A 25,125-nucleotide genomic window follows, 5' to 3' on the forward strand; every position below is an offset into this window, starting at 1 on the left:
CGTCGCCCAGCTGGAGCGATGCGGCCGCGGCAGCCCCCTGACGTGACGGACAGGGCGCGGACTTAGCCGGCCTTGCGCACCGGGGGCGGCGTCCACGAGCCGTCCAGGGCCGGCGCCTTCGGCCAATAGGCGCGGACGTAGAGAGAGAAGTCGCCTTGCGGCGCGGGCAGCCAGTTGGCCCGCTGCACCGGATCGGTGGGAGCGTCGGCCTGCACGTAGATCGTCAGCGAACCGTCGGCGGCAAGCCTGAGATCCTTGTTCTTGGTGCCGACCGAGAAGCGGTTGATCGGGTTGGCGACGAAGAAATGGTGCGCGTTGTAGATCGACAGCGACCAGAAGCCGTTGACGGGCGGCGTGCCATCCTTGGCGAAGGTCACGGCATAGCGGTTGGCGCTGTTGAGCCGCGCGCCGGCCGCATCCAGGTCCTGATAGAAATATTTCGTTTCGTCCGGCGAATTGACCAGGATGTTCGATTTCGCCACCGCCGTACGCGTGAAATAGTCCGTGCCGAAGGCCGATTCATTCGAAATCGTGCTCCAGTTATGCGCCAGCTGCTGGCCGTAATTACGGAACTGAAACAAGGGATTTACGAGCGTTTCTTCAGCCTCCTTGGCAGCTTCGATCATCACCTGCTTCAGTTTCGGGTTGTCCTTGGCGGCGGCCAGCACGGCGAGCATCTGCGCATAACGCGCCTCTTCGCCCGGGAGCGGCGGTGCATCCGCCAGGACCATCGCAAGCTCGTCGAAGTACTTGTCCGGAAACACCCATCGCGTTTCTTCGTCGCCATGCGGAGCGCCGGGCACCTTGGGCAGCTTGCTCCATGTGATGCTTTTCATTCGTCCGTCATAGTCGGCCAGCGGATACATCATGATGCCGGTCAGCACCTCCTGGATTGCCCGTTTGTCCTCGGGCGTATCGTCCTGGAAGATGCGCGGCGCGACCAGCGCGGTGTTGCTCGATGCGCGGAACACGCGGGTGATGCCCTGCGGCACCTCGCCGTTCCAGCCGGGTCCGACGAGGAGGTAGAAGCCGGCCGTGGTGCCGTGCATCTTGCCGAGTTTGACGAAACTGTCGGTGCGCAGGTCGACGACCTGATAGACCCAGAAGCGGTCGCCGAAATCCGGCACCTGGAGCACCACCGGGGACATGTCGAGCGCGACCATGCCGAGCCCGTAGACCACGTCCTGGTTCGGGCACGCGACGTTGCGCTCCTCCGGATCGACATAGTCCATCAGCATGGTCAGCCGGTTGAGCGGCGCCTCCAGCAGGGGGCCGGAATAGCGGATTTCCGTCATCCGGGAGAAGGCGAGGCGGCGGGTATACATGTTGACCAGCGGCCAGCCCCAGAAGAAGGCGTCGCGCGCGACATGGGCGGCATAGGCTTCGGTGATCTTCACACGCCCATCCGGGCCGGGCGGGAGCGCCCGGCTCCAGCCGGGCGACGGCGGCAGCGGCTGCGGATTGAGCGACGCGCCTTGCGCCCGCGCGGCCGGCGTCGCGCCCGGGGCGAGCGTCGAGGCCGCGAGTGTCGCCCCCGCGGCCATGAGAGTGCGGCGATCAAGCCTGGATGGGGTTCTGTCGCTCAAGATAGCCTCCCGTTCCGGATCAGGTTGCACGGTTGCGTCTGAACCGCGCTGCGCAAATGCGGCGAGGCTTGCCGCGCAGGCGACGAGCGGCCCGGCCGTCACCACTGGTGATCGGCGCGGGCGACCGTGCTTCTGCGCCGAGGCCCCAACCCGTGGCGGCGGCGAAAAGCCCGATCGCATCGCGAAGGTTCGCGTTCATGGCGGCCTTGCATCGCTGCGCGGAACAGGCGTCCGGTCCGCGATCGCAATGGTGAGGCGGCGATGGCGCGCGGACCATCGGGGGAAGCACGGCGGGACGCGGGACAAATCCTTAAGGGCGCCAAGGGCGCCGAACGCTCGCCGCACCGATGCCTTATCCCAGGGATCATTCCCGTCCTGACCGGCCGCGTCCGCGATGTCCGCGCCTGCGGTTCAGGCGCGTTGCGGCGACCTCGCCGAGCTCACCGGGGCCGGCGGACGGCCCGGACCTTGCCGCTGTTGCCGCCGCCGCAGAAGAACCGGTCGGCCCCGTCGAACTCGAGTCCCGAGACGAACATGCCGGCCGGCATGTCGAGCTTTTCCAGGACCTCGCCGGTGCGGGCATCGATCCGCCTCAGGTCGCTTTCGTCGTTCTCCCAGGTGGCGTGCCAGAGCGCGCCGTCGACAAAGGTGACACCGGTGACGAAGCGGTTGGATTCGATCGTGCGCAGAATGGCACCCGTCTCGGGGTCGATCTGGTGGATCTTGCGGTCCCGGTATTGCCCGACCCAGAGCGTCCCCTCGGCCCAGGTGAGGCCGGAATCGCCGCCGCCGCCCGGCGCCGGGATCGTCGCCAGCACCTCGCCGCTGTTCGGATCGATCTTGTGAATCCGATCCTCGGCGATCTGAAACAGGTGCCGGCCGTCGAAGGCGGTTCCGGCATGGGCGGCGATATCGATCGCGCGCACCGGCTTGCCGTCGGCGGGATCGAAGGCGTTGAGCTTGTCCCCGGAGGCAAACCAGACGTTCTGGCCGTCGAACGTTACCCCTCCGACCTGCTTGACCCCGGGCAAGGGGCCATATTCACGGATGACTTCGGCAATGGCGTGTTTCATGGCGCGATCCTCGCTGACGATGGACGGACCCTAGTCACCCGGCAGCGGGCCCGGGAGTAACAAAGTGGTCGTGAATCCCGGCACGGGCGGGGTCATCCAGCGGCGCGCGGGTCCAAGCCCGAACGGCTGCACCTTGCCCGCCGCCGCAAGCTGGTCGAGCGCCCTTTGCACGGTACGCTGGCTGGCTCCGAGCGCCAGCGCCAGCGCCGAGCTCGACCAGGACTCGCCGTCGGACAGGAAGGCGAGCACCGCGCCATTCTCGTCTTCGACCGGCGGCGCCAGCACGGCGACCTCGCCGCCGCCGCGCGGCGTCAGCGCGAAGCCGTGTTTGGTGGCGCTGACGCCGGCCAGTATCCTGAGTTCCGCGCGCAGCCGTCCCATCTCGACGCGCAGCCGGGCGCGATGCGATTCATCGGCATGTTTCGCCCGGAACGCGCGCGCCACCAGCACGTCCCTCGGCACATCGCCGGGCCAGGCTTCGGCCAGGGCACGGGCGAGCGTGAACAGGACCGGGCGCGTTGCGAGCGAAACCGCCGTGCCGGCATCGCACACGACGTAACGACAGGCGTCCACGACCAGTGTTTTCGAGGTAAGCAAAGCTTCGACGGCGTCGAGCCGCAGCAGGCGCTCTTCGCCGCGCGTGATCAGGCGCGCCGCCGGCGTGGCCAGGACACGCACCGCGCTTTCGACCTCGGCGGTCAGGGCAGGGATCCCCGCCTGCAGCGCGGCCTGTTCGGCCCGCGCCAGCGCGGCGCGCGCCGGCGCTATGCGCAGGCGGCGCATCGCGATGCCGGCGACCACCAGTTCGTGGGCGGTCCGCGACGCCGGCGGCAGCGGCGTCGGGTCGAGTGCGGCGAGCAGGCGTTCGGCCTCGTCGAGCCGCCCGATCAGGACGAGGCGCCGGACCTCGAGATAACGCGCATAGGCGGCGTTTACCCGGTCGCCATGCTGTTCGAGTGTCGCCCGTGCGGCATCCAGCGTTTTCGCCGGCCAGCCGAGGTCGCGCGAAACGAGCGCGATCTCGGCTTCCGCGACGACGCAGCGCGCGCGGGCGACGGTCTCTTTCGGACCGAAGGCGCGCGCGGCCCGGCGCACCAGCGCCTTGGCGCGCACGAGATCGCCGAGCTGCGCCATGGCGATGCCGCGCAGCGCCAGCGCCGGCGCGTCGTCGCGTAGCGCAACCCGTTTCAAGGCACCGAGGGGATCACCGGCCGCGAGCGCGCGCGCCGCCGCGGTGATCAACGAGTCCATTGGAATCCCGCCACACTTGTCACTCCCACCACGCGCCGACCCGACCCTAACCTCTGTCTCGACCACCCGCCAACACGTCGTATCGCGAAGCAAACGAACGACGAAAGGCATTGGACGAAGGAGTCGAGGACGATGACGCAACACCTGATTGGCACACGCGAGGAGTGGCTGGCAGCCCGTTTGGCGCTGCTCCAGGAGGAGAAGGAGCTGACGCGGCGCAGCGATGCGCTGGCCCAGCGGCGGCAGGAACTGCCCTGGGTCAAGGTCGACAAGGACTATCGTTTCGAGACCGACCAGGGCGGCGCCTCGCTGGCGGATCTCTTCCAAGGGCGCTCGCAGCTTCTCGTCTATCATTTCATGTTCGGGCCGGACTGGGCTGCGGGCTGTCCCTCGTGCTCGATGATTGCCGATACCTTCAACGGTTCCGTCGTTCACCTGGCCAACCACGACGTGATGCTGTGGGCCGTGTCGCGCGCGCCGCTCGCCAAGCTGCAGGCCTACCGGCAGCGCATGGGCTGGAGCTTTCCCTGGGCCTCGTCGCAAGGCAGCGAATTCAATTTCGACTTCTCCGCCTCCTATAGCGAGGAGCAACAGCGCGAGGGGATCGAATACAACTTCCATCGCGAGCCGAAATTCCAATGGCGCCCCGGTCAGGAGGGCGGCGGCGCGGTGGCGGAATTCGAGCTTGCGACCATGTGCGGGGTCGACACGGCCAGGTACCACCGCGACCGGCCGGGCGTGAGTTCCTTCGTGTGCGAGGACGGCGCCGTCTATCACGCCTATTCGACCTATGCGCGTGGCGTGGATGTCTTCTTCGGCACCTACCACTGGCTCGATCGCGCGCCGAAGGGCCGCAACGAGGCGGGCATCTGGTGGCGCCGCCACGACGAGTATGGCGGCCCCGACCATGGGCTGAAGGAGGGGCGTGATGACGGCTGCTGTTCAGCGTGAACCCGCGGCCGGCCTCGGCGCCATCGACTGGCTATGCCTCGCAGCCGCGCCGACCTTCGCCATCATGGCGCTGCTGACGGGTGTTTTCGGCGGGCCGCCCGACATTCTCTGCTCGGCCACGCGGCAGGGGGCGGCCTTCGACGGAATGGTGCCGATGTATCTCTTGATGAGCGCCTTCCACCTGCCGCCCTGGCTGAGGCTGATGCCCGGCCGACGTCGCGGCGCCCATCCGACTTGAAGCCGGCGGCGCAAGCCAGCGCTCCGGCCGGCGCTCCGGCCGGCGCCGCCCAGCGACATCGCCGCGGGTGGGCCTGCCACGGGCGAGGCATGGCGCGCGGCACCTCGAAAACGGGAGAAATGATATGAGCAAGGCTTTCACCGGCGGCTGCGCTTGCGGCGCGATCCGCTACGACATCGCGGCCGAGCCGATCGCGCAGAACGATTGCCAATGCCTGGATTGCCAGGGCCGGAGCGGCACCGGGCACAGCTCCTATCTGAGCTTTCCGGATCGGCGCCAGGTCAGGCTCGAAGGCGAGGCGAAGTCGTGGGAGATCGTCGCCGACAGCGGCAATGTGAAGACCCACGCCTTCTGCCCCACCTGCGGCTCGCCCGTCTATCTGACGTTCAAGGACTGGCCTGATGTGTTCACCATTCATGCCGCGACCCTGGACGATCCGGGGCGGTACACCCCCCAGGCGGTGACCTATGTCGCGCGCGGCCTGGTCTGGGACCGGGTCGATCCGGCACTGCCGAAATTCGAGGGGATGCCGCCGGGCTGAACGGGCCGTCCGGCATGGCTCGGCCGGACACGCTGCGAAGAGACGAGCTCGTCGCGCCGGAATCCCTCCGGCGTGACGAAGACGAGGCGAACCGGAAGACGAGAAGGAGTGACGAGATGAATATCGCGACCAGACCCCAGGTCCTTGGCGGAACGGCCGAACCCTATGCCACCATGCCGGCTCCGGCGACGCTGCGGCTCGAGCGGATCCTTGCCGCACCGATCGAGCAGGTCTGGGGCCATCTGACCGAGTCCGGCAAGCGGGCCAGATGGTTCGCCGCCGGACCGATGGAGCTCCGGGACGGTGGCGCCGTCACGCTCACCTACCGCAATGGCGACCTGTCGGACGGGCAGGCCAATCCGAACGGCACCGGCTCGCCTGACGGCGTCGACCATGTGATGCACGGTGTCATCACCCGGTCCGCGCCGCCGCATCTTCTGGCATTCAACTGGAGCCGTGACGGCAAGGGCTCGGAGGCGACCTTCGCCTTGACCGGACTGGGCCCCGAAACAAAGCTCGTCGTCACCCATCGCGGCCTCGACAATCGCAAGCAGCTGCTGAGCATTGCGGCGGGATGGCACACCCATCTCGGCATCCTCGTCGACCTGCTGTCGGAAAGCCCGCCGCGTCGCTTCTGGCCGGAACATGGCCGGCTGGTGAAGGTCTACGAGGAGCGCTTCTCCGATTAGCGCCCATGCCGGTCACGACGATGCGCCGCCGGACCACCGGCGCCGCATCGTTCGATCGGCGCGGATCGACGGCAAGGGTGGCCCGGCCGGCGCAAGCCCGCGCGTGGCCGGGACGCGTCGCGAACCCTCCTCAGGGACATGTGATGCCGCCCGCCGGCTGCCGCCGGCAAAGGACGGCGGTGGCGGCAGCGCCGGTATCTTCAGCGAGGCCATCGAGTACGGCCGTGCCGCCAGTGCCTGCCATCGCCGGTGCCGGCGCTGTCAGGCGCGCGAGTTGGTTGATCGGAATGGAGGGGGGCAGCGCGCCGACGGTGAAGCGGCCGGGCTGGAAACTCATCAGATAATTGGCCGACAGGGCAAGCGAGCCCTGGAGAATGGCGTAGCCGCCGACCGTCTCGCCGGATTCCCGCGCCAGAACCCCGGTGATCTGGTCACCATTGACGAGCCCCTGGCCGCTGATCAGGTAGGCGAGGGCCGGGTCCGGCTGGCCGAAATTCTTGGACGCGTCCATTGCGGTGACGATCACCTGGCGAGGCGTCACCGTCAGGTTCGCGCTCGCATAGGTGAGGGAATAGTTCGCGGAGACGGCCAGGTCGCCTTGGGTGATGGCATAGCCGCCGACATTGCTGGTGCCGGAGGCTGAGGTCGCGAGGCTGCCGGTGAGGCTGTCATTGTTGACGAGCGCGCCTGATGTGACCTGCCAGGTGAGCGCCGGATTGGCGTCGCCATAGGTCCGGCTCAGCGTGTCGGCGGTGATGGTGATGGCGCGCTGGGTGACGGCGAGATTGGCGCCGGCAAGAGTGACGGCATAATTCGATGAGGCGGCCAGGGTGCCCTGCGTGATGGCATAGCCGCCGACATTGCTGGTGCCGGTGGCCGAGGTCGCGAGGCTACCGGTGAGGCTGTCATTGTTGACGAGCGCGCCTGATGTGACCTGCCATGTGAGCGCCGGATTGGCGTCGCCATAGACCCGGCTCAGCGTGTCGGCGGTCACCGTGATGGCGCGCTGGGTGACGGCGAGATTGGCGCCGGCAAAAGTGACGGCATAATTCGGCGAGGCAGCCAGGGTGCCCTGGGTGATGGCATAGCCGCCGATATTGCTGGTGCCGGTGGCCGAGGTCGCGAGGCTGCCGGTGAGGCTGTCATTGTTGACGAGCGAGCCGGCCGTGACCTGCCAGGTGAGCGCCGGATTGGCGTCGCCATAGGTCCGGCTCAGCGTGTCGGCGGTGATGGTGATGGCGCGCTGGGTGACGGCGAGATTGGCGCCGGCAAAAGTGACGGCATAATTCGATGAGGCGGCCAGGGTGCCCTGCGTGATGGCATAGCCGCCGACATTGCTGGTGCCGGTGGCCGAGGTCGTAAGGCTGCCGGTGAGGCTGTCATTGTTGACGAGCGAGCCGGCCGTGACCTGCCAGGTGAGCGCCGGATTAGCGTCGCCATAGGTCCGGCTCAGCGTGTCGGCGGTGATGGTGATGGCGCGCTGGGTGACGGCGAGATTGGCGCCGGCAAAAGTGACGGCATAATTCGGCGAGGCAGTCAGGGTGCCCTGGGTGATGGCATAGCTGCCGACATGGCTGGAGCTGGTGGCCGAGGTCGCAAGGCTGCCGGTGAGGCTGTCATTGTTGACGAGCGCGCCTGATGTGACCTGCCAGGTGAGCGCCGGATTGGCGTCGCCATAGGTCCGGCTCAGCGTGTCGGCGGTGATGGTGATGGCGCGCTGGGTGACGGCGAGATTGGCGCCGGCAAGAGTGACGGCATAATTCGATGAGGCGGCCAGGGTGCCCTGGGTGATGGCATAGCCGCCGACATTGCTGGTGCCGGTGGCCGAGGTCGTAAGGCTGCCGGTGAGGCTATCATTGTTGACGAGCGAGCCGGCCGTGACCTGCCAGGTGAGCGCCGGATTGGCGTCGCCATAGGTCCGGCTCAGCGTGTCGGCTGTGACGGTGATGGCGCGCTGGGTGACGGCGAGATCGGCGCTCGCATAGGTGACGGCATAGTTCGAGGAGGCCGCCAGGGTGCCCTGGGTGATGGCATAGCTGCCGACATGGCTGGAGCTGGTGGCCGAGGTCGCAAGGCTGCCGGTGAGGCCGTCATTGTTGACCAGGGAACCGGAGGTCAGCTGCCAGGTCAGCCCCGGATTGGTGTTGCCATAGAGGCGGCTCTTGGCATCGGCGGTGATGGTGATGGCGCGTTGGGTGACGGCGAGATTGGCGCCGGCGAACGTGACGGCATAGTTCGCAGAGGCCGCCAGGTCGCCGCGTGTGACGGCATAGCTGCCGACATTGCTGGTGCCGGCGGCCGACGTCGCGAGATTGCCGGTGAGGCTGTCGTTGTTGACGAGCGAGCCGGCCGTGACCTGCCATGTGAGGGCCGGATTGGCGTCGCCATAGGTCCGGCTCAGCGTATCGGCTGTGACGGTGATGGCACGCTGGGTGACCGCGAGATTGGCGCCGGCAAACGTGACGGCATAGTTCGGCGAGGCCGCCAGGTCGCCGCGCGTGATGGCGTAGCTGCCGACATTGCTAGTGCCGGTGGCCGGCGTCGCGAGGCTGCCGGTGAGGCTGTCATTGTTGACGAGCGAGCCGGTCGTGACCTGCCATGTGAGTGTCGGATTGGCGTCGCCATAGGCCCGGCTCAGCGTGTCGGCGGTCACCGTGATGGCACGCTGGGTGACGGCGAGATTGGCGCTCGCATAGGTGATGGCATAGTTGCCGTTGCCGAGCGTGCCCAAGGTGATGGCATAGGTGCCGACACCGGATGTGGCGGTCGCCGTGGTCGCGAGACTGCCGGTAAGGCTGTCGCCGTTGATGAGCGAACCCGCGGTCAGCTGCCAGGTGAGAGCCGGGTTGGCGTCGCCATAGATGCGGCTCCTGGCATCGGCGGCGATGCTGATGACGCGCTGGGTGACCGAGAGATTGGCGCCGACATAGGTGATGGCGTAGTTCGACGAGGCCGCCAGGGTGCCCTGCGTGATGGCGTAGCTGCCGACATTGCTGATGCCGGTGGCCGAGGTCGCGAGGCTGCCCGCGATGCTGTCATTGTTGACCAGGGAGCCCGAGGTCAGCTGCCAGGTGAGCGCCGGATTGAGGTCGCCATAGGTCCGGCTCTTGGCATCGACCGTGACGGTCAGCGGGCGTGGGGCGATCGTGATCGCACTGTCCAGATAGAGGATGCGATAACTGGTTCCCGACGCGGTGACGGCGCTCGTGCCGCTGATGGCCGCGGCATAGCTGCCGACATTCGAGGCGGTGGTGGCCGCGCTCGACCAGGTCCCGAGGCTGGTGACCGTGTCGCCGGCATGCAGGCCGGCATAGGTGATGAACGGGGTGGGGCCGGTCTCGCCATAGAGACGCGTCGCCGATGCCAGGGAGACGGCCAGCGTATTGGTCAGGCTGTAGAATGTCGGGTAATTGGCTGTCGCGGAGCCGCCCTGGCCGGCCTGGTTCGGCGGCACCCAGACGGTGGCGAAATCCCAGCCGGCATAGGTGGTCGCGTAGGTCGACAGGTTCTGCAGCTGGGCGGTGGTCAGGCCCGTGCCGCCGAAGGTGCCGCCGTCATAACGGCCCATGCCGCCGGCCGGACCCGTGGTCGTGTTCCAGAAGCTCGACTGCACGGTTCCGCCGGACAGCAGGCCGACCAGCCCGCCTCGGTTCGCGCCGGTCACCGAGCCGGTGGCATAGGTCTGCGAGATCGTTCCATAGGTGTTGTCGCCGACAAGGCCGCCGACATATCGATTGCCTTTCACCGCGCCGGTGGCATAGGCCTGCGAGAGCGAGCCGCCGAACATCAGGCCGACCAGGCCGCCTGTGGTGGTGGTGTTGCTGCTGACCGAGGTGACCGAGCCGGTCGCGTAGACGCGGGTCATCGCTGCGTCATAGGTGGCCCCGACCAGCCCCCCTGCGTAATAGGAATGCTGGATGACCGCGCCGGTGGCGTAGGAATCGATGATCGTGCTTACGGTGCCGTTCATCGCGCCGAGACGCCCGACCAGGCCGCCGACCTGGTAGGAGCCATCGACGGTTCCCGTGGCATAGGAGCCGGTGATCGAGGCCGTGCTGCCGTTGTTCGCGCTCACTCCGGCGAGGCCGCCGACGCCTTGGCCCTCGGCGGTGACCGCGCCCGTGGCATAGGAATTGACGATGATCGCCTCGTTGCGGCCGACCAGTCCGCCAATGCCTTCTCCGTCTGAGGCACTGTTCGATACCGCTCCCGAGGCATAGGAACTGCTGATCGTGCCGCGATAGCTGTAGCCGACGAGACCGCCGATATTGCTCATGGTGCCGGACACGGTGGCGCTCGACCAGGCGCCGGTGATGGTGCCGGTATCGCTCATGCCGACCAACGCGCCGATATTGCGGTTGCCCGTGATGGCGCCGCCGCTGAGGCCGATATTGCTGATCTTGCCCGGACCGGACGATGTGCCGACGAGCACCCCGATCAGCCCCACCGATTCCGCGCTGGGGCGGTTGATGACCAGGCCCGAGACGGTGTGGCCGGCGCCGTCCAGGCTGCCGGAAAAGCCCGTGACGCTGTCGCCGATCGGCTTGAAGCCGGCACCGCCATTCCAGCCGCTGGTGCCGGAGGCCGTGATGTCATTGGCGAGCGTCCAGGAGGCGGAGAGCATGGCCGCGGACGAACCGACGCCCTGCAGGCCGTAGATGTCGGTCAGCCGATAAGGGCTCGCGCTGCTGCCGTCGCCGCCGGCGACGCGCAGGAACGAGCCGCCATTGATCGTGAAACTGGCGGCGGAAAAGCCGGGAAGGGCGGCGGTGTTCTGGGCCCAATTGCCGCTGGTCAAGGTGAAACTGCCGACCGACACGGCGGCGCTCGCCGTAATCGTGCCGCCGGCGGCGAGCGTCAGCCCGCCGGATGTCGCGGTGACGGCGCTGTTGATGGCGATGCCGCCGGCCGCGTTCAGCGTCAGGATCTCGGCCGACGACCAGGACAGCGCCGTTGCCACCGTGATGTTGCCGGCCTGGGCGCCGCCGGATCCGGTGGAGATCGCGACATTGCCGAGCATGAGCTGGCTGGTCAGCGTGGTGACGTTGATGACGCTGTCATTGCCGGTCGCGGTGAAGCCGGACTGGCCGGCATCGGCGGCCGTCGAGATGGTGACGTTGTAGGGATCGAGCAGCAGCGTGCCGAAGCGGCCGAGGGCGGCGCGCAGATCGGCCATGCCGGTGAAGGTAAGATGAGCCTTTCCGGAGACCTCGGCAAAGCCACCATCGCCGCCTTGCGTTCCGCCGAGGGCGGAGATGGTGCCGGCGAAGCGGGTATCCCGGTCCGACCAGACGATGACGCGGCCGCCGTCGCCGGTGCGTCCGGCATTGGCCCGGATGGTGGTCGCGGCATCGATCGCGACGGTCTCGGCACGGGGCAGGGATCCACCGCCTTGATAATCGCCGCCGATGCGGATCTGGCCGCCGCCGGTCGTACCGGAGGCGTCGAGCCGCGCGCCCGACAGGGCGAGGGTCCGGCCGGTGATGGCGATGGCGCCGCCGGAGCCGCTCGGGCTCGATGCGTCGATGCGGCCGGTGGCCGATACCGTTCCACCGGCGCCGCCATCGACGACGACGGTGCCGGCCTTGCCGCGCGGCGTCGCGCGAACGGGCGGCCTCACCGCGCGCTGCGGCCGCGAGGTGACGGCATGCGTCCCCCGCGTGACCGGTGGCGCGCCGAAACGGACGCCATCGGCGGTGCGGGCGATGCCGCCGGCCTCGATCGATCCTCCGAGCAGGATCGCCGCGCGGGCGATATCGGCCGTGGTCGCGGCGCGGGCTTCGACGCGCCCGCCCTGGGCCTGGATCCGGCCCGTCTGGCGGATCAAGGCCTGGGCCCGGTCGGGATCACTGGTCGGGACCGACACGGTCAGGAAGCCGTCGCCCTCGACATCGATCGAAACGCGCTCGCCCGAGCCGAGGCCGACGCGGCCGCCGGGCGCCGCGATCGTCCCCTCATTGGTCACCCGTCCGCCGATCAGTACGGCGTCGCCGCCGCCGCGCACGCGAATGGTGCCCTGATTGGTCACGCCGGCCGACTGGCCGTTGCCGGTATAGCGGCGGCGGCCGGCCATGAAGTCGCCGTCGCTGGTGTCGAGGGTCGAAGCGGTGAAGCCGGCGGTGTCGACGGCGCCGCTCGGCGTGATCAGGATGCCGTTGGGATTGACCAGATAGACCTGTCCGTTGGCCTGGACCTGTCCGGCGATGGTCGAGCCGGTGGTGCCGGTCACCCGGTTGAGCGTGGCGGCGCCGGCGCCGGGCTGCTGGAACGTGACCCGGCCGCCCTGGCCGACGGAGAAGGCGTTCCAATTGATGACGGCGCGCTGGGATGACTGGTTGACGGTCAGCGAGCCGGCCTGCGGCGTGCCGATGCTCGCCGTGCCGCTGGCGACCGTGCCGCCGGTCGGCAGCGTCTGGGCCTGAACGAACGCGGCGCCAACCGGCATCAGGCCGGCACAAAGCGCGGCGACCGAGACCGAACGGCTCAGCCGCTGCGGTAGGGCCAGGCGACACGGGCCGGCCGGCGCCGGATGGGCCACGATCCGTACGGCCTGTGCAAGGCCAGCCATTGTCTGCATGCGGCGCACGCCCATCACCGATCGCCCCGTTCGACGCCTCGGGCCTGTCGGCCCCGTCCGGCATGCGACTTGCCACGCAGCGGCGAAGTGCGTCTTCTCACCAGGCGCATGGGCATTCAGATTTGCCGGCGCCGGCTTATTTTCGAATATCCGTCGCCGCGGCCCGGTGCCGATGGCATGGTCAAACGCCGGATTGACGGGGCGTGGGCCGACGGCCTCCATAGGCGGATCGACAGCGACAGCAGCGCCCGTTCCGGCTCTGCGGGGAACGCTGACCTGCAAGGGGGAAGACATATGCGCCGTCTCGAAGGTAAATCAGTCGTCATCACCGGCGCGGGCAGCGGCATCGGCCGCGCGGCGTCGCTGCTGTTCGCCACGGAAGGCGCAAGGCTGGTCGCGGTGGACCGCAGCCAGGCCGTTGAGGACACCGTGGCGGAGATCCGCAAGGCCGGCGGTACCGCCGAGGCGGTCGTCGCCGATGCCGGCTCCGAGCCGGACGTGGCCGCCTTCATCGCCAGGGCGGTTTCCGCCCATGGCGGGCTCGACGTCATCTGGGCCAATGCCGGCATCAGCGGCGGCCTGGTGCCGCTCCGCGAACAGACGCCCGAACATTGGCAGGAGATCCTGCGCATCAACCTGATCGGGCCGTTCCTGGCGATCAAGCATGCGATGCCGCAGATGATCAGCCAGCGGCGCGGCTCCATCGTCTGCACCGCCTCGGTCGCCGGCCTCAAATCCGGTGCCAGCGGCCATCCCTACGCGGCGAGCAAGGCCGGCGTGATCAGCCTGGTGCAGACAACCGCCTATTCCTTGTCCGGCACCGGCGTGCGCATCAATGCGATTTGCCCGGGCCTGATCGAGACCGGCATGACCAAGCCGATCTTCGACGGCGCCAGGGAGCGCGGCACCGAAGACCGGATCGGCCAGCTCAATCCGCTGAAGCGGGCGGGCCAGCCCCATGAACTCGCCGCCATGGGGCTGTTCCTGGCGAGCGACGAGGCATCCTATGTCAACGGCCAGGCCATTCCGGTGGATGGCGGCCTGACCGCATCGATGCCTTATGCCGGCAAGCCGATCTGACCCGTCCGGGCGCGTTGGTTCGCGCCCGAACGGGCCGGCATCAGGCCGCGGCCGCCTGGCGGTCGAGCTCCACGGCGAGCGCGTCCAGCAGCTCTCGCCACCCCGTCTCACGGTCGGCCGGCTGGTCGCCGCCGTCGAGGAAGGCCGCCTGTTCGGTATAGACGAGCTGCGTGCCCGCGCCGTCGGCGGTGATTTCGATGGTCGCGAGCGAGACGGAGATGCGCTTGCCGTCCAGCGCCATGGCATAACTGAACACGATGCGCTGGCCCGGCACGATCTCATGATAGACGGTGTCGTTGCTCACCAGCGGACCGTCGCGGAAGCGGAAGCGGCCGCGGTCCCCGCCGCCCTCGGTGAAGTCGGGGCTAAATTCCTCGATCGTCCAGCCTTCTGCTTCGACGAACCAGCGCCGCTTGATGGCCGGATCGGCGAAAGCCTGGAAGACGCGCTCCGGCGTGGCGGGATAGCGCCGGGGAATGACGAGGGTGGCGTGGATGACGGATCGGTCGATCATGGCAGGTCCTGCATGCTGGGCCAATGGCCCAATGGACGATGGCTCGAAGGGGAAATCCGGGCGTCGGCTGTTTCAGGTCACGGCGGCTGCTCCTGGATAAGTGGCCTCCAGCGTGAAGCTGCCGACTCCGACGGCGGCGCGTCCGTCCACCGCGTCGATGACCGCCGCGGCCCCCTTGGCGGTGAAGCCGCCATAGAGCTCGATCAGCGCGACGCCGCCGTCGGTGAGTTCGCGTGCGACCGCGGCGGCCGCGGTGTCGTCCGGCACGGCGACGAAGGTCGTGTGCTGCGGCGGAAACGCCGTGACGAACCGGTCCTGCCGCGGGTCGGCCCCGGCCTCGATGAAAATGAAGGCCCCGGGCGGCGGTGTGCCGTCCATGGAGGCCTGGCTGAAGCGGGCGGCGACCGCCAGTGACTCGATGCCGAAAGTCACTGAGCTGACCCGCACATGCGGCCCGGCGGCGGCCTGGACGATCGGGCGCCAGCGCGGCGATATCGCGCCGCAGAGCTCGATCAGGGTTGTGCCGTCGCGCGCCAGGGCCGCCGCTACCGCGGCGAGCTGGCCGGGATCGGCGACGGCCAGCACGGTCAAGTCCGGTCTCTCGATGCGGTCGCGCCGCGGATCCGCGCCTGCCGCGTCATAAATGATCGCCTTTTTCATCACGTCCTCCGGCTGCGAAGATTGTGACGCGGAGTGATCCATGCAATTGCTCAAAATGAGATCAAAACGATCGGGATGAGCGATCATGCTGGATGCCCTGACGCTCGATCAGCTGCGCGTCTTCGTCACCATTGCCGACCGGGGCTCGTTCCGGGCCGCCGCCAGGTCGCTCGGGCGGGCCCAGTCCGGGCTCAGCAGCGCCATCGCCAATCTGGAGGCCGAACTGCGGGTGCCGCTGTTCGATCGCTCGGAGCATCGGCCCGTGCTGACCGCGGCGGGTGTCACCTTGCTCGCCGAGGCGAGGGCGCTGCTGATCCGGGCCGATGCCTTTCGTGCCCGCGCCAACAGCTTTCATCAGGGGGTCGAAGCTGGGCTCACCGTTGCGCTCGACCCCTTGCTGCCGCTGCCGCTTCTGGCCGCCGTCATCGGCCGGTTCCAGAGCGAATATCCGAGCGTCAGGCTGGAGCTGGAGACCGCGCCGATGACCTCGGCGCTGGCCATGGTGCTGGATGGCCGCTGCGATCTCGGCCTGACCGCGGCGGAGGAGCAGGACCCGCATATCGGCTCTGAAGTGATCGGCGAGATCTATGGCATGATCCCGGTCTGCCATCCCGATCATCCCTTGGCGGGATCGGGCGAGACCGGCAAATGGGCGACGGTCGATCTCGCCGACCATGTCCAGATCGTCATCTCCGACCCGTCGGCGCGCTCGGCGGGGCGCAATTTCGGGGTCCTGTCGCAGCGAACCTGTCGGGTGAGCGATATCGCGACCAAGCACGGCCTCATCCGCGCCGGCGTCGGTTGGGGCAATCTGCCGCTCTGGATGGTCGCGGACGATATCGGCGCGGGCAGGCTCGCCCGTGTCGCGCTGGCGGCGCACCGGGCGCCGGAGCCCGCGCCTTTGACGCTCTTTGCCATCCGCCGCATCGATCGGCAGCACGGGCCGGCGGCATCGAGCCTGTGCCGCATGCTGGCCGAAGCGCTCCGCTGAGCAGCGATCCGGGCGCGACCTGCCCGATGGCGGTCAGGACGGCGCGGCGGCGGGCCGGGCCGTCCCGCCCGGCATCAGGCGGAACAGCCAGAGCGCGATCGGGCAGGCCAGGAGCGCGGCGGCGCCGAAGTCGAGCGCGGCGCCGGCATTGCCGGCCCAGACGGCGATCGTGCCGCCGGCCATCGGACCGAGCAGCATGCCGGCATAGAAGACGGTGTAGAACAGCCCCATGCCGATCGCCCGGTTGTCGGGTCCGAGCACGCGCTGCGGCAGGCTCATGATGGCGCCCGCCGGCAGGCCGCAAACGGCCCCCAGGACCAGGACGACGGGAAGCACCGCGCCGCTGCGCGACAGGAGCAGCAGCAGTGCGGCGAAGGCGATGCAGCCGGCGACCAGGACGACATCGCCCCGCTTGCTGCGGTCGGCTAGGACGCCGCCCAGCGGCACGGACAGCGTGGCGAGCCACAGCACGATGCTGATGGTGGATCCCGCCGTGGATGCGGACCAGCCGCGCGCGGCCAGCATTGACGGGCCGAAACTGAAGACCATGGCGAGGCCGAGATTGTAGAGGCTCCAGATGACGCCGGCGGCGATCACCGCCGAGGCCGCGCCCGGCGGCAGGCGTCCGCCGCCAGGCCCCGCAGCGGGCCTGTCGGGCGCGCGGTAGAGCCAGGCGACGAGGATCATTCCCATGGCGATCGGCGCCGTCACCGCCCAGTTCGCCGCGCCCAGCCCGAAGGTCGCCGCGATCGCCGGCAGGGCCATGAGCGCGGCGGCGATGCCGACCGGCCAGGAATTGACGAAGATGGCCATGGCGGTCGCCATCTCGCGGCCGGAGAACCAGTCGGCGACCATTTTCGTCATCACGACGTTGAGCACGATGCCGCCGGCGCCGGCCATCAGCCGGCCGGCGATCTGGGCGTTCCACCCGGTCGACGCGGTCATCAGCCATTGGCCGGCCAGCATCAGCGCAAGGCCGGCCAGGACCGCGGTCTTGTCGCCGAGGCGGCGGCCGATCGCGCCGCCGGGCAAGGCGAGCACGGTGCCCGGCGCGAAATAGAGCCCGATCAGAATGCCGATATCGGCCAGGCTCGCACCGAGACCCTGGCTGAGCTGCGGGGCGATGGCGGCAACGCTTTGAAATTGAAAGGCCATCGCCGCGCGGGCGGCGAAGAGGGCGGCAAGGATGGTCCAGCGGCTGGGCACCTCGATCGCTCCGTCAGGCCGGAGACCGGTCGGCCGGCGGGGCGGCGGTGGCCGGCCGGATGTTCTGGTTCAGGCGAAACATGTTGGTGGGGTCATAGCGGGTTTTCAGCGCGACCAGGCGCGCGTGGTTGTCGCCATAGGCATCGCGGATGCGATCCTCGCCCTCGTCGCCGAGATTGTTGGCGTAGACGCCGCCGGTGCCATAGGGCCTGACGGCATTCCACAACGCGCGCGTCCATTCGATATTGGCCGCGTCGGCGGCCGCATCGTCCCAGATCGCCAGCGGGAAGCAGTCATAAAGCGCGTCCCGGTTGGCATAGGGCGATTGCGCCCGTGGGACGCGGGCAATCGCGCCGCCGACCTGCTGAAACACCAGGAGCGAGGCGGTCGAAGGCGCCCGCGCATAGGCCTCGAGCAGCGCCTCGATGGCGCCATCGCCGATTGCGTTCAGGAACTGCGCTTTCCAGTAGTAGCGGCGGCCGCGCGGAAACAGGCTGTCGCCCCTGGATTGGATGTCGAGATAGGGAATGGCGCCAAGCCGGCTTTCCACGGGCTGCCCGAACTTCATCAGCGGTGCGAGCACGGCTTCGCCGGCCTCGGGCGGGCCGACATAACAGGCCGAGATGCTGAAGAAGCGTTCGCCCGCCGGCGTGGTGACCAGCGCGGCGTCGGCGCTGACCTCGTCCGGCGCATGGCGGCAGAATGCGTCATAGAAACGGATCGTTTCGCGCGCGTCGTCGTAGCGATGCAGCACCGAGCCGACCAGCAGGGCCGGTCCGACCGGGTGAAGCCTGTATTCGAACGCGGTCACGATGCCGAAATTGCCGCCGCCACCGCAGAGGCCCCAGAACAGGTCGGGATGATCGGCGGCGCTGGCTCTCAGCCGCCGTCCGTCCGCGGTGACGATCTCGGCGGCGACGAGATTGTCTGAGGTCAGCCCATATTTGCGGCCGAGCTTGCCGAAGCCGCCGCCGAGCGTCAGCCCGGCAATGCCGGTATCGCTGTTGACGCCCATCGTGGTCGCCAGGCCGTGGGCCTGCGTCGCCGTGTCGAATTCGCCCAGGCTCAGGCCGGCTTCGGCCCGGGCAAGACGGCGCACCGGGTCGACTGCGATCTCTTTCATGCGCGAGAGGTCGATGACCATGCCGTCGTCGCAAACCGACAGGCCCGCCACACTGTGACCGCCGCTGCGCACCGCCACCAGAATGCCTTGCGTCCTGGCGAAGGCGACGGCGTCGACGACGTCGTCGGTATTGCGGCAATAGGCGATCAGGGCCGGCCGTTTGTCGACGGCGCCGTTCCAGACCTGGCGTGCGGCGTCATAGGACGCGTCTCCCGGCCCGACCAGGTCGCCGCGGAAGTCGCGCCGGAACCGGTCGATCGCCGGAAGGGAGGAGTGGCGGTGGTCCGGTGCAGGCGCAATTGGCTGTCGCAGGTCCATCTTGGCCTCCCGGGTGTCGGCAAAGATGATCTCATGGGCCCGCGCCGCGCCGCAAAATCGAAGATCTCAGCTGCCGGATGAGAAAAACTCATCTAGATTGCGCGAATGAGAAAGTTGCCGCCGCTCCGCTCTCTGCACGCCTTCGAGGCAGCCGCCAGGCATGGCAGTTTCCGGGCGGCGGCGGCCGAGCTCGGCGTGACCCCGACCGCGATCAGCCATCAGATCCGGCTGCTCGAGGAAAGCTGCGGCCATGCCTTGTTTCAGCGCCGGCCGCTGGTGCTGACGAGCGCCGGCGCGCGGCTGTTTCCGGCCTTGCGCAACGGCTTCGACACCTTTGCCGGCGCCTTCGCGGCCATGGCGGAGCCGGGCCCGCAAGCGCCGCTGCGGGTGACCAGCCCCAACGCCTTCGCCAGCCGATGGCTGGTGCCGCGCTTGCCGCAATGGCGCGACGCCAACCCGACCATTGCCCTGGAAATCATCGGGACCGACAAAGTGCTGGATCTGCGCGCCGGCGCCGCGGATGTGGCGATCCGCTATGCCCGCAGGCCGCCCCTGGACTTCGCGAGCCACGAGGTTTGCCGCGATACGTTCTTTCCGGTCTGCACTCCGAAGCTGCTCGCCGGCGACGGCCGGCCGCTGCGGCGCGTGGCGGATCTGTTGCGGTTTCCATTGATCCACTTCGACTGGATGAGCGGCGATCCCGAGGCTCCGACCTGGCGACAATGGCTGGCGATGGCGCGTTCAATCGATCCCGACCTCGGAGATGTCGACAAACCCTGGGACCTGAGCTTTCGCGAAGAGCTGCATGCCATCGACGCGGTGGTCGCGGGGCAGGGCATCGCCATCTGCAGCGACGTGGTGGTCAGCCGCGAGCTGGAATGCGGTTCGCTTGTCAAAGCCCATCCGCTGTCGCTGCCGGGCTACGGCTTCTACCTGGTGTCGATGCCCGACAGCCCGCGGGCCGACATCATCGAAGCCTTTTCGGCCTGGATGCGAACGGCAGGCTGATCGGCGCGGGCCGCCTGGTGATGAGGTCCGATTCCGGCGAGCGGGGCCGCGGGGCAGGGGCCAGGGTGAGGCCCTTCGCCCCCTTTTCGCCAGGAGCCGACCATGCCGGACCATCACGCCAGCAAGACCTATGGCACCGTTGCCGCCGACCGGCAGGGACAGCTGAGCGGCCTGGAGTTTGTCCGGGGCCTCGTCGCGGGAACGCTGCCGCTCAACACCTTCGCCAGGACCTTGGGTTACGACATTGCCGAGGCGGAAAGGGGGCGTGTCGTCGTGACCGCCGAGCCGCGGGATACTCACCTCAATCCGGCCGGCACCGTCCACGGCGGCCTGGCCGCGACCCTGCTCGACAGCTGCATGGGGCTCGCGGTCCAGTCGACCCTGGAGAAGGGGTTCGGCTCGACCACCCTGGAATTCAAGATATCCTTCGTCCGGCCGATCACGCCCGAGACCGGGCCGGTCAAGGCCGAAGGCCAGGTGATCAACCGGGGCCGCCGGGTCGGCACGGCCGAGGGGCGGGTCACCGACGGCCAGGGCCGCCTGCTGGTCCATGGCACGACCACGTGCCTGATTTTCGAGCGGTGATCCCGGCTTGAATTCGCCCAAGGCCTATCCCAGGTTTGGCCATGGCCAATGAACATACGCATTCCGCCGCGCCTCATCCGCCGGTGGACAATCAGCCCGGCGGGACCGAGATCCGCGCCGCGTTCAAGATCGATATCGTGATCATCGGCGCCGGGCAGGCGGGGCTCTCGTCGGCCTACCACCTGCAAAATCTCGGCCTCGTGCCGCGCCGGAACTACCTGGTCCTGGACAAGTCGCCGGAGGCGGGTGGGGCTTGGCAATATCGCTGGCCGTCGCTGACCTTGAGCACGGTCAACCGGGTCCATGACCTGCCGGGCATGGCCTTTGCCGATGTGGTCGGGGGCGACAGCCCCGAGGTCAAGGCTTCCGTCGCCGTACCCCGCTATTTCGCCGCCTATGAGCAGAAGTTCCATTTGCCGGTCTACCGCCCGGTCACCGTCAAGGTGGTCTGCGACCGCGGCGAGCGCTTCCGCATCGAGACCGACCGGGAGACCTTTTCGGCCCGCGGCCTGATCAACGCCACCGGCACCTGGGAGACGCCCTATATTCCGGAATATCCGGGCGCCGACCGGTTCCAGGGCCGGCAGCTCCACACCCGCGACTACCGGACCGCCGGTGAATTCGCCGGCAAGCATGTCCTGGTGGTCGGCGGCGGCATCTCGGCCTTGCAATTGCTCGACGAGATTTCACGGGTCACCACCACCACCTGGGTGACGCGCCGCGAGCCGCAATTCCGGGAGGGCGGGTTCACGCCGGAGGATGGCCGCGCGGCGGTCGCCATTGTCGAAGACCGGGTCCGGCGCGGCCTCGTTCCCGGTTCGGTCGTCTCGGTGACCGGCATCCCGCTGACCCCGGCCCTGAGAGCTGCCCGCGAACGCGGCGTGCTGAACCGCCTGCCGATGTTCAGCGCGATCACCGAACAGGGCGTGCGCTGGCCCGACGGCAGCGAACGCTCGGTCGACGTCATCCTCTGGTGCACGGGTTTTCGCAGTTCGCTCGACCATCTCGCGCCGCTGCAGATCCGCGAGGACAATGGCGGCATCGTCATGACCGGCCGTCTCGCGACGCAGGTGGCCAAGGACCCGAGGATCCATCTGGTCGGCTACGGCCCCTCCGCCTCGACCATTGGCGCCAACAGGGCGGGCGCCGCTGCGGCTCGCGAACTGACGGCGCAGCTCGAACTGGCCTGAGGGCCGTCCGTTCACGATCGGCCCGTTCGCCGCGCATCGTTCGAACGCCGGTCCGGGAGTTTTGGACACGGGGCTTGCCGCGCACGACGCTCCCGGCCCAGCCCCGCCTGTTCAGACCACGCGCACTTCGGCAAGCCGCCTGATCGAGAACGCGTCGTCCCAGCAGATGGCGGCTTCCCATGCGGCCGAGGCTTGCGCCGCGATATCGAATTCGCCGGCGTCGAGGCCGGCGGCGTTGTGGGGCAGCACCAGGTCGAGGTCGGGGGCGTCGACATGCGACTCGTCCCAGTCGATCAGCGCGACCCGATCCGCGGTCATGCGGATATTGCCGCGATTGTTGGCGTCCCCGTGCACGACGCAGGTCGGACGTCCGACGAGGCGCGCCCATGCTGCCCGGCATCGCGCAACGCCCTCGGGCGGCATCGCGGCAAGGTCGATCCTCGTCCCGCTCTCGGCCTGCAGGAGATCGGTCGAGGATCGCCAGCCGGGGCGCTGCGGCCAGTGGCGCGTCAACCGGTGCAGCCGGCGGAGCGTGTCGGCCACGCGACGCCAGTCGGCCTCCGTCTCGGGCGGTCCGCCCTCCACATAGGTCATCACCATCACACCGTCCGCGAACAGGCGGCCGTCGGTCGTCGGGATCGGCACCGGCACGGTCAGGCCTTGCCGGTCGAGAGAGTGGAGGAGCCCGGCTTCCCACGCGAGATCGGCGTCGCTCCTGGTCCCGAGGCGAGCGACCGCGAGGCGGCCTTGGACATGCACGCTCCAGACGTCGTTGGCGACACCGCCGGCGAGGCGTTCGATGCGCGTTGCGTCTTCACCCCATTGCCGCAGCGCCTCCCATCCCACCGGCGGCATCAAAGCCTCGGTTGCGTGCGTTTGTGGAGCGGGCCTCCCGGCAGATACCATCCGGCCTTTTTGCGGACGGTCGCACTTGCGTCATTCTGCCGGGCGGCCGAGATCGCCGCGGCCGCCAGGGCATTGGTGTGGACGAATTGCCCGACCACTTCGATCGCCATCGCGCGGACATGGGCTTCGGGGTCACCCTCGAGCAGTTTCATAGCCCTCGGAAGCACCGCAGCCTCGGTGGGCCTGCAGGTCCCCTCCTTGCACCTCTCGCACGCCAGGCTGTGCAAGGCGGAGCATCGGATGCGCTCGTCGCCATCATCAAGCATCGCCATCAGATCGGCGAGCGTGTCAGGCGACAAATACCGGTCGAGAAACCGGCAGCAGTGCAGGCGGACATCGGGAGCGTCATGCCGCAGCCCGGCGCGCACCGCGGGAAGCGCGCTTGTCCCGAGAGCGAGCAAGGCCCGATAGGCCTCGGGCGCCCTGTACGGGAATGCCAGGGCTTCGATGACCTCTTGGTGCTGCGCCACCATTTGAGCGACCCGCAGGGTTGTTGAAGGCGGCAACCGATACCATGCGGCACCCCTTCGCCATATCCGCATTTCCGCTTGGCGGCTCGTCCCGACTTCGTCCGGCGACCACGAATGAAAGGCGCACGGGGCGCCGGCAGAGGCAGGAGGCCTCTCGCGGCTCCGCCAGGCCGCCGCTCACGCAGCCGGACGGAAATGCCCGGGCGGATGGCTGGTATCGCGCCGGATCAGGCGCCTGAGCGTCGACGGCTCGGCATAACCCACTTGCCGCGCGATGGCGTCGACCGGCAGGCGGGTGGTCTCCAGCAGATAGCGCGCCGTCTCGACCCGGATCCGCTGCACGAATTGAATGGGCGAGACGCCGCAGGTCACGGCGATCCTGCGCGCGAAGGTGCGCGGCGCCAGGCCCGCGGCTTCCGCCAGTTCCTCGATCGCGAAATCCCGGCCGATATTGTCGCGGACCCAGCGCTCCGCCTTGGCGATGCTGGCGTCCTGGCCGGCCAGATAGGTGATCGCCATGAACGGGGCCTGCGACCGGCGCTCGTCCAGCAGCAGGTAATTGGCGCAGGCCCTGGCAAGGCTCGGCCCGGCGAAGCGCGCCACCACCGCGAGCATCAGGTCCATCTGCGCCATGGCCGCGCCACCGGTGGCGATGGGCCAGTCGGCAACGACCATCTGCTCCGTCACCAACTCGACCTTGGGGTAGCGGCGCTGGAACAGCGGTGCCAGCCACCACGTCGTCGTGGCGCGCCGGCCATCCAGCAGACCGGCCTCCGCGAGCAGGAACGTGCTGGCGCAGGAGGCGGCGAGCGTGGCGCCGGCCGCGAAGGCCTCGACCAGCATGGCGCGGGCATGGCGCCCGGCGGCGCTCTTCAATGTGGCGTCGAGTTCTTCCGCAGCCGCGGTGCCGAGACCGGGAACGATGACCAGTTCGGCGCCGTGCAGCGTGGCCGCGTTGCGCCGTGGTCCGCAAGGCACCGTCGTGACTTCGAACGGCAGGGCGCGTTTCGCCGCCTGGCTGATCCGGTTGGCCGTCGCCATCACGTCGTGGGTGATCGCCGCGCTCGACGCCATGCAGCCGCGAAGTTCGAGAACGGCAACTCTGGTCATGTCAAAAAAGCCCCGATCAATGTCACTTTCGACACTAGCGCGATCGCCCTGGCGGCACAATGATCCGGCCCGGAGACCGAGGCCGGCATTCCGGACCTTGTCGCCGACACGGCCGTCCCATGCCGAGCCTGCCCGATCCGCGGGCCGGTCGCGTGGCCCGACGGCCGAGACCTGCCCGGACATCCGCTGATATCGACGAGGAAGAGCCATGCCGACCGCCGCCCGCAACATGCACGAAGACGATCCGCTGGATGATTTCGCGCCGCGTGAGATCACCCTCGACGGCGTCACCAAGGTGGTCCATGTCGCCGGCACCGGACCGGCGGTGATCGTCATGACCGAAATGCCCGGCATCAGCCCGCATGTGGCGCGCTTCAGCCGCTGGGTTCGCGATGCCGGTTTCACCGTCTACATGCCTTCGCTGTTCGGCCTGGACGGTGTCGTGCGCACGGCGGAGGATGGTGCTGCGGTGTTCAAGCGGGCCTGTGTCAGCGCCGAGTTCCGCGCCTTTGCCGGCGCCGGGTCGAGCCCGGTGACGTTATGGCTGCGGGCGCTGGCGCGGCTCGCCCATGCCGAATGCGGCGGCCCCGGCGTCGGCGCCATCGGCATGTGCTTCACCGGCAATTTCGCGCTGACCATGATGCTCGAACCTGCCGTGCTGGCGCCGGTTCTGTCGCAGCCGTCGCTGCCGCTCGACGACCCTGCCGGCACCGGCATCGACAATGACGAGTTCCGCGCGGTGCGCGAGCGCCTCGAGCGCGACGACCTCACCGTGCTCGCCTATCGCTTCGAAGGCGACCAGTTCTGCCGCGCGCAGCGCTTCGCGGCCTTCTCCGCGGCGCTTGGCGACCGGTTCATGCCGCGCGTTTTGCCCGACAGCGCCGCCAATCCCGACACCGCGCCGTTCTTTCAGCGCCACGTCGCATGTCCGCACAGCGTGGTGACCGCCCACCTGATCGACGAAGCCGGCCAGCCGACGATCGCCGCGCGCGACGAGATCCTGGCCTTCTTCGCGCACAGGCTCGCACCGGAACGGCGCCGGGGCTGACGGCCTGGTT

At 68.7% G+C, this 25,125-nt stretch carries 21 protein-coding genes; 10 read left to right on the forward strand and 11 right to left on the reverse strand.

Going from position 1 to position 25,125, the window contains the following annotated elements; genetic code table 11:
* Positions 1-62: 62 nt before the first annotated feature.
* The 3 genes from AC07WJ_RS33540 to AC07WJ_RS33550 form a co-directional block, all read right to left on the reverse strand.
* Complete coding sequence (locus AC07WJ_RS33540) at positions 63-1,586, reverse strand: DUF1254 domain-containing protein (protein ID WP_494939068.1); 1,524 nt, start codon at positions 1,584-1,586, stop codon at positions 63-65.
* Between the two features lie 440 nt (positions 1,587-2,026).
* On the reverse strand, positions 2,027-2,659 hold the full coding sequence (locus AC07WJ_RS33545; RefSeq protein WP_494939069.1) for a Vgb family protein: 633 nt from the start codon (positions 2,657-2,659) through the stop codon (positions 2,027-2,029).
* A gap of 30 nt (positions 2,660-2,689) precedes the next feature.
* Positions 2,690-3,910 (reverse strand): helix-turn-helix domain-containing protein, encoded by a 1,221-nt coding sequence (locus AC07WJ_RS33550; protein WP_494939070.1) that lies wholly within the window; start codon positions 3,908-3,910, stop codon positions 2,690-2,692.
* A 132-nt stretch (positions 3,911-4,042) separates the two neighbouring features.
* Between AC07WJ_RS33550 and AC07WJ_RS33555 the strand changes: the two genes are divergently transcribed.
* From AC07WJ_RS33555 to AC07WJ_RS33570, 4 genes are all read left to right on the forward strand, one after another.
* Positions 4,043-4,861 (forward strand): DUF899 domain-containing protein, encoded by an 819-nt coding sequence (locus AC07WJ_RS33555; protein WP_494939071.1) that lies wholly within the window; start codon positions 4,043-4,045, stop codon positions 4,859-4,861.
* Entirely contained in the window at positions 4,839-5,099 is a 261-nt protein-coding gene (locus tag AC07WJ_RS33560; RefSeq protein ID WP_494939072.1) for a hypothetical protein, read from the forward strand. The genes AC07WJ_RS33555 and AC07WJ_RS33560 overlap by 23 nt, the downstream gene beginning before the upstream one ends.
* A 124-nt stretch (positions 5,100-5,223) precedes the next feature.
* Positions 5,224-5,640, forward strand: a complete 417-nt coding sequence (locus AC07WJ_RS33565) for a GFA family protein (protein ID WP_494939073.1) — start codon at positions 5,224-5,226, stop codon at positions 5,638-5,640.
* Between the two features lie 116 nt (positions 5,641-5,756).
* Positions 5,757-6,329: an SRPBCC family protein gene (locus AC07WJ_RS33570; RefSeq protein ID WP_494939074.1), complete on the forward strand. Its 573-nt coding sequence runs from the start codon at positions 5,757-5,759 to the stop codon at positions 6,327-6,329.
* Between the two features lie 130 nt (positions 6,330-6,459).
* Here AC07WJ_RS33570 and AC07WJ_RS33575 read toward each other — a convergent pair whose 3' ends face one another.
* The gene (locus tag AC07WJ_RS33575; RefSeq protein ID WP_494939075.1) at positions 6,460-12,897 is read right to left on the reverse strand and encodes an MBG domain-containing protein; all 6,438 of its coding nucleotides are present in this window, start codon (positions 12,895-12,897) and stop codon (positions 6,460-6,462) included.
* A gap of 303 nt (positions 12,898-13,200) precedes the next feature.
* Between AC07WJ_RS33575 and AC07WJ_RS33580 the strand changes: the two genes are divergently transcribed.
* A complete protein-coding gene (locus AC07WJ_RS33580) occupies positions 13,201-13,986 on the forward strand; it encodes an SDR family NAD(P)-dependent oxidoreductase (RefSeq protein ID WP_494939076.1) in 786 nt (261 codons plus the stop codon).
* Positions 13,987-14,026: 40 nt separating this feature from the next.
* Here AC07WJ_RS33580 and AC07WJ_RS33585 read toward each other — a convergent pair whose 3' ends face one another.
* Positions 14,027-14,500 carry an SRPBCC family protein gene (locus tag AC07WJ_RS33585; RefSeq protein WP_494939077.1) on the reverse strand — a complete coding sequence of 158 codons (474 nt, stop codon included), beginning with the start codon at positions 14,498-14,500 and terminating at the stop codon, positions 14,027-14,029.
* A gap of 72 nt (positions 14,501-14,572) precedes the next feature.
* Entirely contained in the window at positions 14,573-15,160 is a 588-nt protein-coding gene (locus AC07WJ_RS33590; protein ID WP_494939078.1) for a DUF6506 family protein, read from the reverse strand.
* 85 nt (positions 15,161-15,245) lie between these two features.
* Here AC07WJ_RS33590 and AC07WJ_RS33595 point away from each other — a divergent pair, with 85 nt between their 5' ends.
* On the forward strand, positions 15,246-16,151 hold the full coding sequence (locus tag AC07WJ_RS33595) for a LysR family transcriptional regulator (RefSeq protein WP_494939079.1): 906 nt from the start codon (positions 15,246-15,248) through the stop codon (positions 16,149-16,151).
* A 33-nt stretch (positions 16,152-16,184) separates the two neighbouring features.
* On the opposite strand, the gene AC07WJ_RS33600 is transcribed toward AC07WJ_RS33595, so the two are convergent.
* Together AC07WJ_RS33600 and AC07WJ_RS33605 are read right to left on the reverse strand one after the other, a co-directional pair.
* Positions 16,185-17,357 carry an MFS transporter gene (locus AC07WJ_RS33600; protein WP_494939080.1) on the reverse strand — a complete coding sequence of 391 codons (1,173 nt, stop codon included), beginning with the start codon at positions 17,355-17,357 and terminating at the stop codon, positions 16,185-16,187.
* Between the two features lie 13 nt (positions 17,358-17,370).
* A complete protein-coding gene (locus AC07WJ_RS33605; protein ID WP_494939081.1) occupies positions 17,371-18,798 on the reverse strand; it encodes an FAD-binding oxidoreductase in 1,428 nt (475 codons plus the stop codon).
* 105 nt (positions 18,799-18,903) lie between these two features.
* Here AC07WJ_RS33605 and AC07WJ_RS33610 point away from each other — a divergent pair, with 105 nt between their 5' ends.
* From AC07WJ_RS33610 to AC07WJ_RS33620, 3 genes are all read left to right on the forward strand, one after another.
* Positions 18,904-19,806 (forward strand): LysR substrate-binding domain-containing protein, encoded by a 903-nt coding sequence (locus AC07WJ_RS33610; protein ID WP_494939082.1) that lies wholly within the window; start codon positions 18,904-18,906, stop codon positions 19,804-19,806.
* A gap of 102 nt (positions 19,807-19,908) precedes the next feature.
* A complete protein-coding gene (locus AC07WJ_RS33615; RefSeq protein WP_494939083.1) occupies positions 19,909-20,391 on the forward strand; it encodes a PaaI family thioesterase in 483 nt (160 codons plus the stop codon).
* A gap of 41 nt (positions 20,392-20,432) precedes the next feature.
* On the forward strand, positions 20,433-21,581 hold the full coding sequence (locus tag AC07WJ_RS33620; protein ID WP_494939084.1) for an NAD(P)-binding domain-containing protein: 1,149 nt from the start codon (positions 20,433-20,435) through the stop codon (positions 21,579-21,581).
* Positions 21,582-21,692: 111 nt separating this feature from the next.
* Here AC07WJ_RS33620 and AC07WJ_RS33625 read toward each other — a convergent pair whose 3' ends face one another.
* The 3 genes from AC07WJ_RS33625 to AC07WJ_RS33635 all read right to left on the reverse strand — a co-directional run bounded on the left by AC07WJ_RS33625 (position 21,693) and on the right by AC07WJ_RS33635 (position 24,067).
* Positions 21,693-22,427, reverse strand: coding sequence for a phosphotransferase enzyme family protein (locus tag AC07WJ_RS33625; protein ID WP_494939117.1), 735 nt, complete (start codon positions 22,425-22,427; stop codon positions 21,693-21,695).
* An 8-nt stretch (positions 22,428-22,435) separates the two neighbouring features.
* Entirely contained in the window at positions 22,436-22,960 is a 525-nt protein-coding gene (locus AC07WJ_RS33630) for a HEAT repeat domain-containing protein (protein ID WP_494939085.1), read from the reverse strand.
* Positions 22,961-23,134: 174 nt separating this feature from the next.
* Positions 23,135-24,067, reverse strand: a complete 933-nt coding sequence (locus tag AC07WJ_RS33635) for a GlxA family transcriptional regulator (RefSeq protein WP_494939086.1) — start codon at positions 24,065-24,067, stop codon at positions 23,135-23,137.
* Positions 24,068-24,275: 208 nt separating this feature from the next.
* On the opposite strand from AC07WJ_RS33635, the gene AC07WJ_RS33640 reads away from it, so the two are divergent.
* Positions 24,276-25,115, forward strand: a complete 840-nt coding sequence (locus AC07WJ_RS33640) for a dienelactone hydrolase family protein (RefSeq protein WP_494939087.1) — start codon at positions 24,276-24,278, stop codon at positions 25,113-25,115.
* Positions 25,116-25,125 lie beyond the last annotated feature (10 nt).

It is taken from the genome of Phreatobacter sp. GW821-FHT04C01 (assembly GCF_059420385.1).